Raw genomic sequence first — 14,390 nt, 5'->3', positions numbered from 1 at the left:
CTCAGAATCCGCCATCGCCGCTCGGCTTCGCAAAGGACATATCCAGTGCTAGCGTATGACAAATTCTCATGGACTGAAGAGGTCATATGCTCCCCCGACTGCCATCGCTCAACGGATTGCGCGCCTTCGAATGTGCCGCCCGGCACATGAGCTTCACCCGTGCCGCCGAAGAATTGAACGTCACGCAAACTGCGATCAGCCATCAGATCCGTCGCCTCGAGGATGAGCTTGGCGTGCGTCTGTTCATGCGCTTGAAAGACGGTTTGGCTTTGACCGAGGAGGGCAATGCCTACTTGCCCGGCATTCGTTCGGCGTTTCTTGAGTTGCGCTACTCGACTGAAAAGCTGCTGGAGTCGAGCAACAACAGCGTCCTGACCATCAGCACCCTGGTGTCGGTGGCGTCCAAATGGCTGTTGCCGCGTCTGCCGTCATTTCGCGAGGCGCATCCCGAGATTGATGTGCGGATCAGCGCCTCCACCGAGTGGGTGGACTTTCGCAAGGGTGGCATCGATGCGGCGATCCGCTACGGCGACGGAAACTGGCCGGGGCTGCGCGCCGACTGGTTGATGTCCGACGAGATCTTCCCGATGTGCAGCCCGCGCTTGCTGACCGGCGACAAGCCGTTGAATACGCCGGTGGACCTGGCCCATCACCCTTTGCTGCAAGTCAGCGGCGTGACCGCCAATGACTGGAACGACTGGCTGCATACGGCAGGCCAGCCACCGCTGACGGCGAAGGGTCCGCGATTGACCTTCGACCTGGCGATGATGGCGGTGCAGGCGGCGATTGACGGGCAGGGCGTGTGCATCGGTCGCTCGACCTATGTCGATGATGATCTGCGCGCGGGCAGGCTGGTGGCGCCGTTTGATCTGCGCTTGAAATCCGCTTCCGGCTTTTACCTCGTCACGCCCCACGATCAGGCCGAATCGAAAAAGATCGTGGCGTTCAGAGGCTGGCTATCGCAGGTGCTGGCCAAACCCTTTGTATAAGCGTGTATCCATCGCGCCGCCGTACACAAACGGGTAACAAACCCCGTCATCAGGACACATCCCGCATACAGGCCTCGCCCAAAGTAGGTGCCAACACACCACGACTGCCAAGAGGACAACACCATGCGCCGCACACTTCTGATGACCGCTGCCGCCGTACTCGTTTCGCTGACCGGCCTCGCCCACGCGGCGGAAACCCCATCCGCCGCCCCGGCGAAGAACTGGCAACAAGGCCTGAGCCGTACCGATCTGGTCCGTCAGGATCTGGGTGCGGCGGATCGCGAGGTGATCCAGGCCCGCGTCGACTTCGAACCGGGCGTTACTTCGCCTAACCATGCGCATCCGGGTGTGGAGGTGGCTTACGTGATCAGCGGCACCTTCGAATACCGACTGGAAGGCCAGGCACCGGTGACGCTCAAGGCGGGTGATTCACTGTTCATCCCGGCGGGTGTGGCGCATATCGCCAGGAACGTCGGCAGCGAGAAGGGCTCGGAACTGGCGACCTACATCGTCAAGAAGGGCGAGCCGCTGCTGATTCTCAAGCAATAACGTTTCGCGAAAAAAAGAAGGCCTGCCGGTTTGGCAGGCCTTCTTGCGTCTGGCGTGCAGCCAAAGTCGTGGGTCGCGGCGAACGACCGCTTCAACTGTCGTTTTCGAGTGCCGACTCCACGGCCCTGAGCAGCACATCACCGGAGAACGGCTTGCCCAGGCAGGCGAAGGCGTTGTAGCGACGGGTCTCGGCCAGGGCGGCGTCGTCCCAATGGGCGGACATGCAAATGACCGGGAATTTCCTGTCTCGGGACGCCAGCGCCTGCATCACCTCGATCCCTGATAAACCGTGCATTTTCAGGTCCAGCAACAGGCACGCAATGTCCTCGAAATGTTCCTGCGCCAGGAAATCCTCGCCACCGCTGTATAACCGCGCGTGGTAACCGGCGGAGCGCAGCAGGTTGGCGAGGCTTTTACGTACGGAAGCATCGTCGTCGACGATGCAGACGATAACCGCGCTGACAGTGAGCGCGGGCGTGTCGGTGTCCTGACTCATGAAGGGTTCTGCACGCCGGACGGTGGCGGCGTGCTGATCAGGCCATACAGCTCGACGAGCCCGACGAGCGAGCGCGTCTGCATTTTCACCATGATGTGTTTGCGATGAACCTTGGCCGTCACTTCACTGGTGCCCAGCCTGTTGGCGATGTGCTTGTTGGACAGACCCGCGACGATCAACGGCAATACTTCACGCTCCCGTGGCGTCAGCAGGGCGGCTCGCTGGCGCACGCTCTGGACCCGCTGCCACTGCTGGAAATCAACCGCTGCGCGCTGGCGGGTCGCTTGCAGGATGGCCAGCAACTGGTCGTCGTCGAACGGCTTGGTCAGAAACTCGACGGCGCCCGCTTTCATCGCTTGTACCGACATCGGGATGGTGCCGTAACCGGTCATGAAAATGACCGGCCATGGATGTCCTCGCTCGCCGAGCGTCGACTGCAGCTGCAGACCGGTCGCCTCCGGCAGGCTGACATCGAGCAACAGGCAGGCCGGCCCGGCCTCGAGGTCAGCGCCAAGCAGCTCTTCTGCCGAATTGAAGATCCGGTGGGGCACGCCTTCGGCCCGCAGCAGGCGGCTGAGTGACGTGCGCACGGAAGCCTCGTCGTCCACGATGAACACCGGCACGCTGTCCGGATCAATCGCAGGCTGAACCTCTGTTGCAGGGACGCTCGCGGCGACCGGGTGAAACGGGGGCAGGGAAGGGGCACTGTCTTTCAATAATCGGTAACCTCGGCGCGGGACCGTCTGGATGATCTCATTCTCTCCAAATAACTTGCGCAGCGATGAGATCTGCACTTGAAGATTGTTTTCCTCGACGACGGTATCGGGCCAGACCTGGGTGAGCAATTCATCTTTGCTGACGATCCGGCCATCGGCCTGCATCAACACCGACAGCAGTTCGAACGCCCGTCCTCCCACGCGCAGCGGCCGCCCGTCAAGAAAGGCTTCACGCCGCTCCAGGGAAATAGTCGCTTGGCCGAGTCGGATCATACGGTTCTCTGCGTGGTGTCGAGGGAGAGGCACAGGGCGCCGGTTCATCAGGACGACACGCTAGGCGACGACCTCGCACAATGCAATTATCCCGAGGGATAAGGCCGGTGGTTTTTCAATCTCTGCAACCGGTCGGGACAGGCGCTCGACGGCCATGATGGTGCCGGATGCGGACATGGGCATCACGACGAAACCTCTGCGCCAGAGCCTTGCGTATACTCCTGCGCCAGGCCTGAAACAAATAATGAGCGGTGACAGCGAATGCCCGGCAGACTTTCCTCCTCTCCAGCCCTCTGCAACCCGGATGTCGTGCCGGATGACGCCTGGCTGGAGGGCTGTGCATTCGAGCTGCTGCGCCGGGAAAACGACCTGACCTGGTTCACCATCCACGATCCTCGGTCGGACTTCCGCTGGCTGGCCGCCCGCGCACCGATCCAGCGTCCTGACGTGGGCAAGCGTCTGGAACGGGACTTTCATCTGCGCCCGGATTCAGCCTGGGCCATCCGGCCGGTCGCCTTCATCCGTTCGGCAGAAGGGCCGTTGCTGGTCTATCCCGAGACGGGCGTGGCCCTGTCTGATCTGCTCGGTCAGTCCCGCCTGCCGCCGGGCCGCTTGCTTGCCATCGCGGTCGCGGCGGCCCATGCGCTGGTCAATGCCGGGAAGGCCGGCGCACGGCAGTCCAATCTGTTGCCCTGGCACTTGCGGGTGGGCGCCGATGATTCGGTGAGCCTTCTGGGTTATCACACCGACGAGCAGGCGGGCGCCGTCGCCGAGCTTCCTGCGCTGGAGCACTGGCCCTACCTGGCCCCCGAGCAGGTTCGGCGCGATGGCGCCGGTTTCGATGAGCGCAGCAATGTCTACGCGCTGTCGAGCATTCTTTATCACGCCTTGACCGGCCAGCCGCCCCTGACGGCGCGTGACCCGTCGCACTGGCGGCATGTGCATGCCGCGGTCCAGCCGACATCGCCGGCCGTGCATGTCGCCGACCTGCCGGAAGGCCTCTGTCGCGTGTTGCTCAAAGGCCTGGCCAAGGAGCCGGGCGCTCGCTATCAGAGCATGGAGTCGATGGCCACTGACCTTGTCTGGTGCCGTCAGCAATGGCTGGAGCATGGCCATGTGAAGGCTTTCAGGCTGGGCACCTTCGATGCACTGCCATCCGTTGCTGACGACCCGGTACTGTTTGGTCGGGAGGCGGAGCGCGCACAACTGCTCGAACAGATCAGCCAGGTGCGCAGCGACGGTATCGCCCGCGTGCTGTGGGTGGGCGGTACACCGGGAGCGGGCAAGTCAACCCTGATCCATCAGGGCGTGCGGCCGTTGGTTCCCGGCTATTGGGCCAGCGGCAAGATCAACCTGTTGCAGCAGGAAATCCCCAATGCGCCGCTGGCGGAAATCTTTCGTTCGCTGATGACTCAGTTGCTGGGCAAACCCGCACTGGAACTGCAAACCCTCGGCGCGCAACTGATTGAACGGCTCAAGGGGCGCGGCAGGATCCTGGTGGATCTGGCCCCCGAGGCCGAACTGGTGATCGGTGCCACGCCGGAACTACCCAACATGCCCGCCCGGCACGCGCTTGAGCGGGTCAATCGCACGCTGCTCGATGCGCTGGACGTGTTTGCTCAGCCCGGGCGGCCGCTGGTGCTTTTCGTGGATGACGTGCAGTGGGCGGACGATTCGACGCTTGCGTTTCTGCGCGCTTTCTTCGCCCGGCCACCGCGGCATCTGGTACTGATCCTGGCGTACCGGGACAGCGGGTCGAAGGCCTTTGCGCGGGAGGACGCCCTACTCGACGTGCTGCGCGGCGAACAGGCATTGCCCGGTATTCACATCACGCTGGGCGCCTTGTCGGTGTCCGCCGTCGCGCAACTGCTGGCCGCAGAACTGGACACCGATCCCGCCAGCATTGAAGTGCTCGCCCAGGTCGTGCATTTGAAAACGGCCGGCAATCCGCTGTTCGTCAGTCAGGTGTTGCGGGCGCTGATCGATGAGCGTCTGGTGCGTTTCGACGCGGCGGCGGATCGCTGGGTCTGGAACCAGAGCGATGTGGACAGCTATCGCTATGCCGACAACGTCGCGGAGTTGATGGTGCAGCGACTGGACCGGCTGACATTGACCGAACGAGACGTCCTGCGCACGGCGGGTTACATCGGCGGTCGCTGTGACGAGTCGCTGCTGGGCCGGTTGTTGCCGTTTGATTCGGTGCAACTGGCGCGTGATGTACAAAGTCTGGTCGAGGGGGGATTACTGCTGCGCGCCGGCGCACAACTGGTGTTCGGCCACGACCGGGTGCTCGAGGCGGCCTGTCAGCTGCCTTCGCCGGTGGGGCGTGGCAGTGAGCACGCGCGCATCGCCGCAGCCATGCTGGACCTGTGGGGCGAACAGGCCCATGAGCGCGTATTCGAGATTGCCGGTCAGATCCAGCGTGTCGACGATGCTGCATTGACGCAGTCGCGCAGCGCCGCGTTTATTGATGTCCTGGTCGAGGCTGCCGAGCGCGCGAGGGATTCGGCCGCCGTGCAACTGGCGGCGGATTATCTGCAGACGGCCGAACGCCTGCTCGGTCAGAGCGGCTGGACCCACCTCTATCCGCAAGCGTTCGCCAGCACCTGGCTGGCTGCCGAGTGCGCGATGCTGCTGGCGGATCTGGCGGGGGCCCGGGGACGTCTCGATGATTGCCTGAACCACGCGCTCACGGACGCGGATCGCGCGAAAACCTATCGCTTGCGTGCCACGTTGCGCACGCTGCACTCCGACTATGAAGGGGCGATCACCGAGGCTTTGACCGGCCTGGCGCTGCTGGGCATCACCTTGCAACGCAAACCTCCCGAGGACCATCTGACCCGGGCCTTTGCGCAGGTGCGCGACCTGATCGGCACGCGAGCGATCGCCGATCTGGTTCATTTGCCCAAGGCTGAGGATGCGCAGATCGAGGCGGCCATGGAGCTGCTCGGCACATTGATTCCTTCGTTCTTCGTCGATGACGATCTCCGCTTGCTGCACCTGGCGAAAATGGTCGAACTCACGCTCGAGCACGGCACTACGCCAAGCAGTGGCTACGGATTTGCGTGGTTTGGCGTGATGATCGCCGAGCGTTTTGGCGAATACGTGGACGGACTGGCATTTGCGCAAGTCGCCCTGAAACTGACTGACCTGCATGGCTATGAGGCCGGCCGCACAGGCACCCTGGTGGCGCTCGATCAGGTCAGCCCGTGGACCCGGCCGATGGCGTATGCCCGGCAGACAGCGCTCGCGGCGTTCGAGTGCGGTCAGGCCGGGGGTGACCTGGGCATGTCCTGCTATGCCTGCAATCACATTGTTTCCGACCTGCTGTTCATGGGCGAACCCTTGCAAAAGGTGCTGGACGAACTGGAGCACGGTCTGGCCTGGGTGAGGCAGTTCAATTACGTCGATATCGAACGCATTCTGCTGGCGCAACAGGCGTTCGCCATCGACCTGCGTGACGGTCGCCCCGTGCGGGCACTGTCTGAACTGGAGGGCGTGGAACACGACCGTTTCGGCCCCATCGATCGAGCCTGCGTTTCGCAGTCGACGTTGTTCCTGTCGTGGCTGTATTCCGGCATGTCGGCTTTTTATGCAGGCGATGCGCTGTATGCCTGGCGGCGTTTCGAAGACGCCGCGACGGTGGCCTGGTCCATTCCTGCGCATATCAATCTTGCCGATTACCATCTCTTTCGCAGCCTCGCACTGGCCAGTGCGCAAGTGCCGGGTGACGTTGAGCGAAAGCTGCAAATGCTTGAGCAGCAACGCCAGCGCTTTCTTGCATGGGCCGCGCTCAATCCGGCGACGTTCCGCAACAAACTGCTGTTGATCGAGGGCGTGATCGCGCGCTTGCGCGGTCAGGACCTGATTGCCATCCGTTGCTTCGATCAATCGCAGATCGCAGCGGCGGGCGCCGGTTTCGTTCACGAACAGGCACTGGCGCACGAGCAACTGGCTGACGTCTGCATGTCCAATGAGCTGGTCTCGGGGGCTCATCACCACCTGCGTTTTGCCCGGGATTGCTACGACCTCTGGGGGGCGAGCGCCAAGGCGCGGCAACTGGAAAACCGCCATCCGTTTCTGCGCACGGAACCCGCTTCGCAACCTTCACAACCGATCAACCGGGGCCGGCTGGACCTGGAGGCGGGTATCGAGGCCGCGCGGGCACTTTCCCAGGAGGTCTTGCTGGATCGGCTGGTCGAGACCTTGATGAACCACCTGATGGTTCAGGCCGGGGCTGACCAAGGTGTGCTGATGATGGTCGCTGAAGGCGAACTGCGCCTGGCGGCCGCCGCGTCGATGGAAGCCGGCAATCTGCTGATTGCGCTGGACAGCGATCAGGCGCTTGAAGCGCTGGCGCCTGCGTCGGTGCTCAATGCAACGATGCGCACCCGTGCACCCCTGGTGCTCGACGATGTGCGGGTCGATTGCCCGGAAGCCTATGGCGCCGATCTGCGTCGACGGCAGACCCGCTCGATGTTGTGCCTGCCGCTGCTCAGACAAGGCACGTTGATCGGTCTGGTCTATCTGGAAAACAGCCTGGTGCCCGGCCTGTTCGGTGCCGAACGGCTGACCATGCTGGAAATTCTTGCCTCCCAGGCAGCGGTGTCGCTGGAGACCGCCCGGCTGTATGCGCAATTGGTGGAAGACAACCGCCTGCGGGCGCAGATGGAAGCGGATCTGCGCAGCTCCCGTGCCGAACTGGCGCGCAACTCGCACCTCAAGGTCATGGGCGAACTTTCAGCCTCCATCGCCCACGAGATCAGTCAGCCGCTGCTTGGCATTCAGTCCAATGCCTCGGCCAGCCTGCGCTGGCTCAAGCGTGAAAAGCCCGATCTGGACGAGGCGATTCAGGGCCTGGAAGACATCCGCTCGGACAGCACGCGGGCCGCCGACATTGTCCAGGCCTTGCGCGCACTGGCCAGGCAGGCGCCGCTCAAGCGCTTGCCGGTGCAAATCGACGAGTTGGTGAGTGGTGTCGTTCAACTGACGGCGACCGAACTGGCCAACCGCAACGTCGCCCTGCACACCCGACTCGAAGCGCAATGTCAGGTGTGGGGCGACTCGGTGCAGATCCAGCAGGTGGTGTACAACCTGATCAACAATGCGATGGAGGCGATCGCCGGCGCCGGGGTGCCGGATGGGCGCATCGTCATCAGCTCCACCGTCAGGGACGGCCATGTGCGGGTGACGTTCCAGGACAACGGGCCAGGGATTGGCGTGCCTCAGCGCGAGCAGGTATTCGATGCCTTTTACACCACCAAGGGCAGCGGCATGGGAATGGGCCTGGCCATCTGCAGATCGGTGATCGGCGCACATGGCGGGACATTGCTGATCGAGGACAGCGAGCAGGGTGCCCGACTCAGTTTCGACCTGCCGCTGGAACCGGCTGGCGCGGGATAAAAAAAGGCCGCATCAGCGGCCAAAGGGGAGGAGCGGGTAACGTCAGGTTCGATCAGGTCAAGCGTGCGAGGGGTGGGCGTGCCCAGCGTTGTGCACGCTCCAGAGTGCAGCGTCGAGTTCGATGGCAGGCAACTGAAGCGCGATGGGCGCGCGGTTGGCGACGAAGGCGCGACGCCACTCTCGGGGCGGCATGCCTTCGAGGCGGTTGAAGGTGCGGGTGAAGTGCGAATGGTCCGAAAACCCGCATTCGTAGACGACTTCGGTGATCGGCATCGAAGTGATCAGCAGGCTTTTGGCTTTCTCGATCTTCATCCTCAGCCACCACTCCTGCGGTGAGTACCCGGTGTTCTTTTTGAACGCACGGGAAAAATGACTGCGCGAAAGATTGCAGAGGCCGGCGATCTCGCTGATGCGCGCGCTGCGGCTCAGGTCCCTGAGCATCAGTTCCTTGGCGCGACGTTCCTGCCAACTGGTCAACGATCCCAGCGGGCGCATCAGGGGGCGTGGATGGTCGGAAATCAGCGATTGCGGGCTCATGTTTGCTCTCCTTATCGTTGTGCAAAGTCTCTGCGTCGACGCCCTTTAAAGTCCTTAAACAATCCTGAAGAGTTATTAAATTCCCTCGGTCAGCGCCCTGCGGTCAGCGGGTCAGGCGTGGGTCGGGTAGTCAACGTAACCACGCTGATCGCCGCCAAAGAACGTGCTCGGGTCCGGTGCGTTGAGCGTCAGGCCTTCGCGGATTCGCCGAGGCAGATCGGGGTTGGCCAGAAACGGTCGGCCGAACGCGATGATGTCGGCGCGTCCGTCGGCCAGGGCCTGTTCCGCCGACTCGGGGTCGTAGCCGCCGGCGATCATCAGCACGCCATCCCAGGCATCACGCAACTGGCCGATGATCGCGTCCCAGCGCGGGTCGAAATTCTCGTCCTTGACGGTGCCGACCACGGCCGGCTCGACCAGATGCAGGTAGGCCAGTTTCCAGCGGTTCAACGAGCGCACGATGTAGCCGAACGTGGCTTGCGGGGTTTCATCGCCCATGCCCATGAAGCGCCCCATCGGTGTCAGGCGCACGCCGACACGGTCGGCACCGACTTCGTCGACCACGGCCGCCACCACTTCCAGTAACAGGCGCGCACGGTTTTCCAGGGTGCCGCCATAACCGTCGGTGCGCTGGTTGCTGTTGCTGTTGATGAACTGGTCCAGCAGATAGCCGTTGCCAGCGTGAATTTCCACGCCATCCATCCCGGCGTTCAGCGCATTGCGGGCGGCGCGGCGGTAGTCGCTGATGATGTCGGCGATTTCCGAAACCTGCAGTGCGCGCGGCACCGGCACGTCACCCCAGACACCGTTGCCCTCGGCATCGACGATGAAGGTCTTGCCCGGTACGGGCAATGCACTCGGCGCCACCGGCAGCGCGTTGTCCGGTTGAAAGCTTGGGTGCGATACGCGGCCCACATGCCACAGCTGCATGAAGATCAACCCGCCGGCCTCGTGTACCTGGCGGCTGACTTCGCGCCAGGCTTGCACCTGTTCGTCGTTGTAGATGCCAGGCGTCCACGCATAACCCTGGCCCTGACGGGAAATCTGCGTCGCCTCGGTAATGATCAGCGCGGCACTCGCCCGCTGGCGGTAGTACTCGGCGTTCATGGATGTCGGGATGTCGCCCGGTTGCCCGGCACGGGAGCGAGTCAACGGCGCCATCGCCACCCGATGGGGAAGTGTGTAGGGGCCGAGGGCGATGGGACGGAACAGTTGTTGTGTCATGGGGTTCTCCAGTCTTCGAAAAGGATCGGCAGGGCGGTGTCGGACATTGGGTCCGACACCGGATGGCCCTACGTTAAGCGGCTGTCCGGTGCTTGATAATCCACACGCGACGCCACGCTGCATTGCGTGAAATGCAACGTGGCGCGGTTCAGGCAGGCTGCTGCGAGCGGGTCAGGGGCAGGTTCAGCCAGCGCCGTCCGGTGGCATTCGCCACGGCGTTGCCGATGGCAGCCGCCATGGGGCCCTGGACGATTTCGGCGGCCCCCAGAAACGGTTGCCCCGGCTGGTCGAGCAGGTGAACGTCGACCTTTTTGGGGAGTTGCGAGAAACGCAGGATCGGGTAGCCGCTCCAGTCGTAGCTGCGGATGCCGCCGGCGTCATAGGCGACCTTTTCATACAGCGTCCAGCTGGTGGACTGCACGATCCCGCCCTCGACCTGGTTGCGCAGGCCATCGGGACTGACGATCTGTCCCACGTCGACCGCCGTGACGACGTGATCGATCTGCACTTCGCCGGTCTGCGGATGCACCCGCAGACGCACGGCAATGGCGCAGTAACCCATGATGTTTTTGTAGCGCGCGAACGCAAAGCCAAGGCCTGCGCCGGGTTCACTGCTTTTTTGCAGCCAGCCGACGGCATCGCGAACCTTTTCCACAACAGCCCGTGCCCGAGGATCGGTCAGGTGTGCCAGGCGCAGGGCAACCGGATCGACTGCGGCCTTGGTGGCCAGCTCGTCGATACAGGCTTCGATGGCGAAGACGTTGATGTGCGCCCCCAGCGAGCGCATGGCTGAAGTGCGAAACGGCATTTCAGTGATGAAGTTCATGTCGATCCGCGAGGAGGCCACGGCGTACAGCGGCACCGCGTTGCGATCGCCATCGCCCTCAGGCTGGGCGATCGGCACCGAGGGTGCGGAAGTGAACGGCCGGGCCAGCAGGCGTGCAGGCAGCAAGCGCCCGGCGTTGACGATGCGTTCGTTGTGCGGCGTGGTCCACAGCTCATAGTTCCAGTCCTGCAGCCGACCCTGTGGGTCAAGGTTGGCTTGCACCTCGGTGACCATCGCCGAGCTGTACGGCTCCCAGAGGTTTTCCTGCTCGCGCATCCATTGCACCCGCACCGGCGTGCCCGGTACGCGCATGGCAATCAACGCCGCGTCGGCCGCGGCATCGTCTGCGCCGTTATGGCCGTAACAGCCGGAACCTTCGGTGTGGATGCAGCGCACGCGCTCGGGCGGCAAACGCAACATCTCGGCGATCCCCGCGCGCAGCGGATACACGCCCTGAGTGTGGGTCCAGACGGTGAGGGTGCCGTCCTTGAACCAGGCCACGGCGCAGGACGGACCGATCGAACCGTGCATCAGGTATTGCTTGGTCACCCGGGCGCGATATTCGTTGTCGGTCGCGCCTTGTGGCGTGCCTTCATGGCTGATCGGATAACGACGCGAGGGCAGGCGCTCAAGCAGCGCATGGATGTCCCGCGATTCGGGAATCGCCTGTCCGCCGCTCCAGCGCGCCGAGGCGTATCCATGACGCATGGCTTTGATCGCTTGCCATTCGTCCCGCGCTACCACGGCCAGATAATTGCCGTCGCGAATCACCTGCACCACCCCGGACAGCGTCTTGATCGATTCAATATCGATGGCTTCCAGCGTGCAGCCGGGACGCGGCGGGCGGATGACCCGGGCGTGAAGCATGCCCGGCAGGCGAATGTCCTGCACGAACGCGGCGCCGCCGCTGACTTTGCCCGGAATGTCCAGGCGTGGCAGCGAATGGCCGATGAGCTTGAACGACGCCGGCGGCATCGAGGGTGACTCGGACGTTGCATAGCGGTGCAGATCGACCTGCTGCACGGCGTCGGCGTAAGACATGTGTTGCCCGGTCGGGCCGAGAATGCTGCCGTCGCGAGTCGTCAGCAGCGCCGGCGCAACGTTCCAGCTGCGTCCGGCCGATTCCAGCAGCATCTCGCGCACTTGTGCCGCCGCGTTGAACAGCGCGGTGCCGCTGTCAAAAATCGTGTGGCTGCCGGCGGTGTAGCCTTCGTTCGGCGTGAGTGCGGTGTCGGCGGTGAGCAGGTTGATCGCGGTCGGGGAGACCTCCAGCCGTTCAGCGGCAATTTGCAGTAACGCGGTTTTGACCCCGGTGCCCAGTTCGACCTTGCCGGTGTAGACGGTGATGCCGTCGTGGCCGACGCGGATCCACGCATCGAGCCAGGGGTTGGTGCGCAGGCTGCCGGGCAGGTCCGGCGCCAAGACGACCGTGCCGAGGGTATCGACTTCGGTGTCAGCCAGGGCGCGGCGCGAGACCGGCACCAAAGCAAACGCCACCAGCAGCGCGCCCCCGCGCAGGAACGCACGGCGACTGTGATCGACCTCATTGATCGTGGTCATTGCGCACTCCCGTTTTGCCGGGCGACAACGCTGATCGCCTCAATGATGCGCAAGTGCGTGCCGCAGCGGCACAGGTTTCCTGCCATGTGCTCGCGAATGGTCTGTTCGTCGGGATGCGGATTGCTTTCCAGCAGTGCCTGCGCACGCATCAACATGCCGGCGATGCAGTAACCGCATTGAGCGGCCTGCTTGTCGATGAATGCTTGCTGCAGAGTGCCGGGGCGTTCGGCCGTGCCCAGGCTCTCGACCGTCCGCACCTTTTTGCCCTCAAGACCCGCGCAGGGTGTCAGGCAGGAAAACACCGGTTGGTCATCGACGATGACGGTGCAGGCGCCGCATTGGCCCAGGCCACACCCGTACTTGGCGCCGTTCAGGCCCAGGTGATTGCGCAGCGCATAGAGCAGCGGCATGTCCGGTTCCAGCTCGAGAGCCCGGGAAGATCCGTTGACGTTGAGGGTGATCTGAGTCATTTCGTCTCCTGACGTAGCGCTTGGAGGGTGGCAGGGAGGTCGGTCCACAGTTGATCGGGGCTGGCCTGATGGCGCAGGTAGACGGCCAGGGCGTTGAGTTGGGTGTTATCGAGACTGGCGGCGAACGAGGGCATCACCGGTCCCGGTTGGCCGGGTTCTGCCGGGATGCCTTCGAGTACGGTTTTCACAAAGTTGCGCGGGCTGGCGGACTGCAGCGCCGAGGTGCGATCCAGTGCCGGGCGTCCGTCGATGTCACGCATCGGCGCGCCTTGGGCATGGCAGCCGGCGCAGGCACTGGCGAACAGCAGCGCGCCAGAGGATCGATCCGCAGGTTCAGCGCTGGCGCTCGGAATTTCGTTGATCGCGGTTTTCGCCGGCAGACTCAGCAGGTATTCGGCAATCGCCTGGGCATCTTCTGTGGGCAAGCGCGCCAGACCGAGACTGACCGGGCGCATCGGGCCCGCCGCCGTGCCGTGTCCGTCGACCACTTCGGCCCGCAGGTAACTCACCAATTGTTCGCTGCTCCACGGGTTTGCCCGGTGCGCCATGCCCAGCAGTGACGGCGCGTCCCAGCCATCCACGCTGCCGCCGGCCAGGTTTTCGCCGGATTTCTCGGCGCCGATCAGGTTCAACGGCGAATGACAGCCCGCGCAGTGACCGGGCCCCTCGACCAGGTAACGCCCGCGATTCCACCCCTGCGATTGCTCCGCCAGCGGCGTCAGCGGCTTCCCATGCAGGAACAGCAGGTTCCAGAACGACACCAGAGGCCGGATGTTCATCGGGAAGTTCATGCGGTTCTGTTGTGGCGGCGAGCTCACGGCCGGGCCGCTCATCAGGTACGCATAGGCGTCGGCGATGTCGTCCTGGCTCATGCGCCGGTAATGAACGTAGGGGAAGGCCGGGTACAGGAAGTGGCCGTCGCGGGAGATCCCTTCACGCATCGCCCGCTCAAAGGCCGGCAACGACCATTGGCCGATGCCGGTCTGTGGATCCGGGGTGATGTTGGTGCTGTAGAGGGTGCCGAACGGCGTCACCAGCGGCAGTCCGCCGGCCAGGTATTGGCCGCCGGGCCGCGTATGACACACCGCACAGTCGCCCGCCTCGACGACGCGCGCGCCGCGTTGCAGTTGTGCGGAATCGAAGGTTTGCGGGCGTTCGACCGGCGCAATTGCCGGCCGCCACATCAGCGCCAGGGCCGCGATCGCACCGATCGACGCGAGGGCTGCCGCGCTGACCCACAGCGCTCTGGATTTCATGAAATGGCCGTTCATGAGCGGTTGCCCAAGAGGCACGCGGTGGGCGTGAGGGACGGATTCGGCATCTTCGACAACTCCTTGAACGACCGGG

The 14,390-nt window shown here is 63.7% G+C and carries 10 protein-coding genes; 3 read left to right on the top strand and 7 right to left on the bottom strand.

The features are described from left to right. Window positions 1-86: 86 nt before the first annotated feature. Both BMZ46_RS21005 and BMZ46_RS21000 read left to right on the top strand, forming a co-directional pair. The gene (locus tag BMZ46_RS21005; protein WP_074690851.1) at window positions 87-989 is read left to right on the top strand and encodes a transcriptional regulator GcvA; all 903 of its coding nucleotides are present in this window, start codon (window positions 87-89) and stop codon (window positions 987-989) included. A gap of 123 nt (window positions 990-1,112) precedes the next feature. Then, window positions 1,113-1,538: a cupin domain-containing protein gene (locus BMZ46_RS21000; protein WP_074690852.1), complete on the top strand. Its 426-nt coding sequence runs from the start codon at window positions 1,113-1,115 to the stop codon at window positions 1,536-1,538. A gap of 91 nt (window positions 1,539-1,629) precedes the next feature. On the opposite strand, the gene BMZ46_RS20995 is transcribed toward BMZ46_RS21000, so the two are convergent. Continuing rightward, complete coding sequence (locus BMZ46_RS20995; RefSeq protein ID WP_052266604.1) at window positions 1,630-2,034, bottom strand: response regulator transcription factor; 405 nt, start codon at window positions 2,032-2,034, stop codon at window positions 1,630-1,632. After that, window positions 2,031-3,023 carry a response regulator gene (locus BMZ46_RS20990; RefSeq protein WP_074690853.1) on the bottom strand — a complete coding sequence of 331 codons (993 nt, stop codon included), beginning with the start codon at window positions 3,021-3,023 and terminating at the stop codon, window positions 2,031-2,033. The genes BMZ46_RS20995 and BMZ46_RS20990 overlap by 4 nt, the downstream gene beginning before the upstream one ends. A 261-nt stretch (window positions 3,024-3,284) precedes the next feature. Here BMZ46_RS20990 and BMZ46_RS20985 point away from each other — a divergent pair, with 261 nt between their 5' ends. Continuing rightward, window positions 3,285-8,426 (top strand): trifunctional serine/threonine-protein kinase/ATP-binding protein/sensor histidine kinase, encoded by a 5,142-nt coding sequence (locus tag BMZ46_RS20985; RefSeq protein ID WP_254778448.1) that lies wholly within the window; start codon window positions 3,285-3,287, stop codon window positions 8,424-8,426. A gap of 57 nt (window positions 8,427-8,483) precedes the next feature. On the opposite strand, the gene BMZ46_RS20980 is transcribed toward BMZ46_RS20985, so the two are convergent. The 5 genes from BMZ46_RS20980 to BMZ46_RS20960 form a co-directional block, all read right to left on the bottom strand. Continuing rightward, complete coding sequence (locus BMZ46_RS20980) at window positions 8,484-8,963, bottom strand: helix-turn-helix domain-containing protein (protein ID WP_039772141.1); 480 nt, start codon at window positions 8,961-8,963, stop codon at window positions 8,484-8,486. A gap of 111 nt (window positions 8,964-9,074) precedes the next feature. Then, a complete protein-coding gene (locus BMZ46_RS20975) occupies window positions 9,075-10,187 on the bottom strand; it encodes an alkene reductase (protein WP_074690854.1) in 1,113 nt (370 codons plus the stop codon). Window positions 10,188-10,335: 148 nt separating this feature from the next. After that, entirely contained in the window at window positions 10,336-12,573 is a 2,238-nt protein-coding gene (locus BMZ46_RS20970; protein ID WP_074690855.1) for a xanthine dehydrogenase family protein molybdopterin-binding subunit, read from the bottom strand. Next, complete coding sequence (locus tag BMZ46_RS20965; RefSeq protein ID WP_074690856.1) at window positions 12,570-13,043, bottom strand: (2Fe-2S)-binding protein; 474 nt, start codon at window positions 13,041-13,043, stop codon at window positions 12,570-12,572. Before BMZ46_RS20965 ends, BMZ46_RS20970 begins: the two co-directional genes overlap by 4 nt. Beyond that, the gene (locus BMZ46_RS20960) at window positions 13,040-14,299 is read right to left on the bottom strand and encodes a c-type cytochrome (protein ID WP_074690857.1); all 1,260 of its coding nucleotides are present in this window, start codon (window positions 14,297-14,299) and stop codon (window positions 13,040-13,042) included. The genes BMZ46_RS20965 and BMZ46_RS20960 overlap by 4 nt, the downstream gene beginning before the upstream one ends. Between the last annotated feature and the right edge of the window lie 91 nt (window positions 14,300-14,390).

The sequence above is a fragment of the Pseudomonas sp. NFIX49 genome, from assembly GCF_900115915.1.
Classification (GTDB): domain Bacteria; phylum Pseudomonadota; class Gammaproteobacteria; order Pseudomonadales; family Pseudomonadaceae; genus Aquipseudomonas; species Aquipseudomonas pharyngis.
The sequence above is the reverse complement of the archived record's forward strand: the minus strand, read 5'-3'. Positions and strand labels throughout refer to the sequence as shown.

Excerpts from the sequence above, each read along its gene's own strand:
- BMZ46_RS20965 (WP_074690856.1), bottom strand. The coding sequence starts at position 13,043 with ATGACTCAGATCACCCTCAACGTCAACGGATCTTCCCGGGCTCTCGAG.
- BMZ46_RS21005 (WP_074690851.1), top strand. The coding sequence starts at position 87 with ATGCTCCCCCGACTGCCATCGCTCAACGGATTGCGCGCCTTCGAATGT.
- BMZ46_RS21000 (WP_074690852.1), top strand. The coding sequence starts at position 1,113 with ATGCGCCGCACACTTCTGATGACCGCTGCCGCCGTACTCGTTTCGCTG.
- BMZ46_RS20975 (WP_074690854.1), bottom strand. The coding sequence starts at position 10,187 with ATGACACAACAACTGTTCCGTCCCATCGCCCTCGGCCCCTACACACTT.
- BMZ46_RS20985 (WP_254778448.1), top strand. The coding sequence starts at position 3,285 with ATGCCCGGCAGACTTTCCTCCTCTCCAGCCCTCTGCAACCCGGATGTC.
- BMZ46_RS20970 (WP_074690855.1), bottom strand. The coding sequence starts at position 12,573 with ATGACCACGATCAATGAGGTCGATCACAGTCGCCGTGCGTTCCTGCGC.
- BMZ46_RS20980 (WP_039772141.1), bottom strand. The coding sequence starts at position 8,963 with ATGAGCCCGCAATCGCTGATTTCCGACCATCCACGCCCCCTGATGCGC.
- BMZ46_RS20990 (WP_074690853.1), bottom strand. The coding sequence starts at position 3,023 with ATGATCCGACTCGGCCAAGCGACTATTTCCCTGGAGCGGCGTGAAGCC.
- BMZ46_RS20960 (WP_074690857.1), bottom strand. The coding sequence starts at position 14,299 with ATGAAATCCAGAGCGCTGTGGGTCAGCGCGGCAGCCCTCGCGTCGATC.
- BMZ46_RS20995 (WP_052266604.1), bottom strand. The coding sequence starts at position 2,034 with ATGAGTCAGGACACCGACACGCCCGCGCTCACTGTCAGCGCGGTTATC.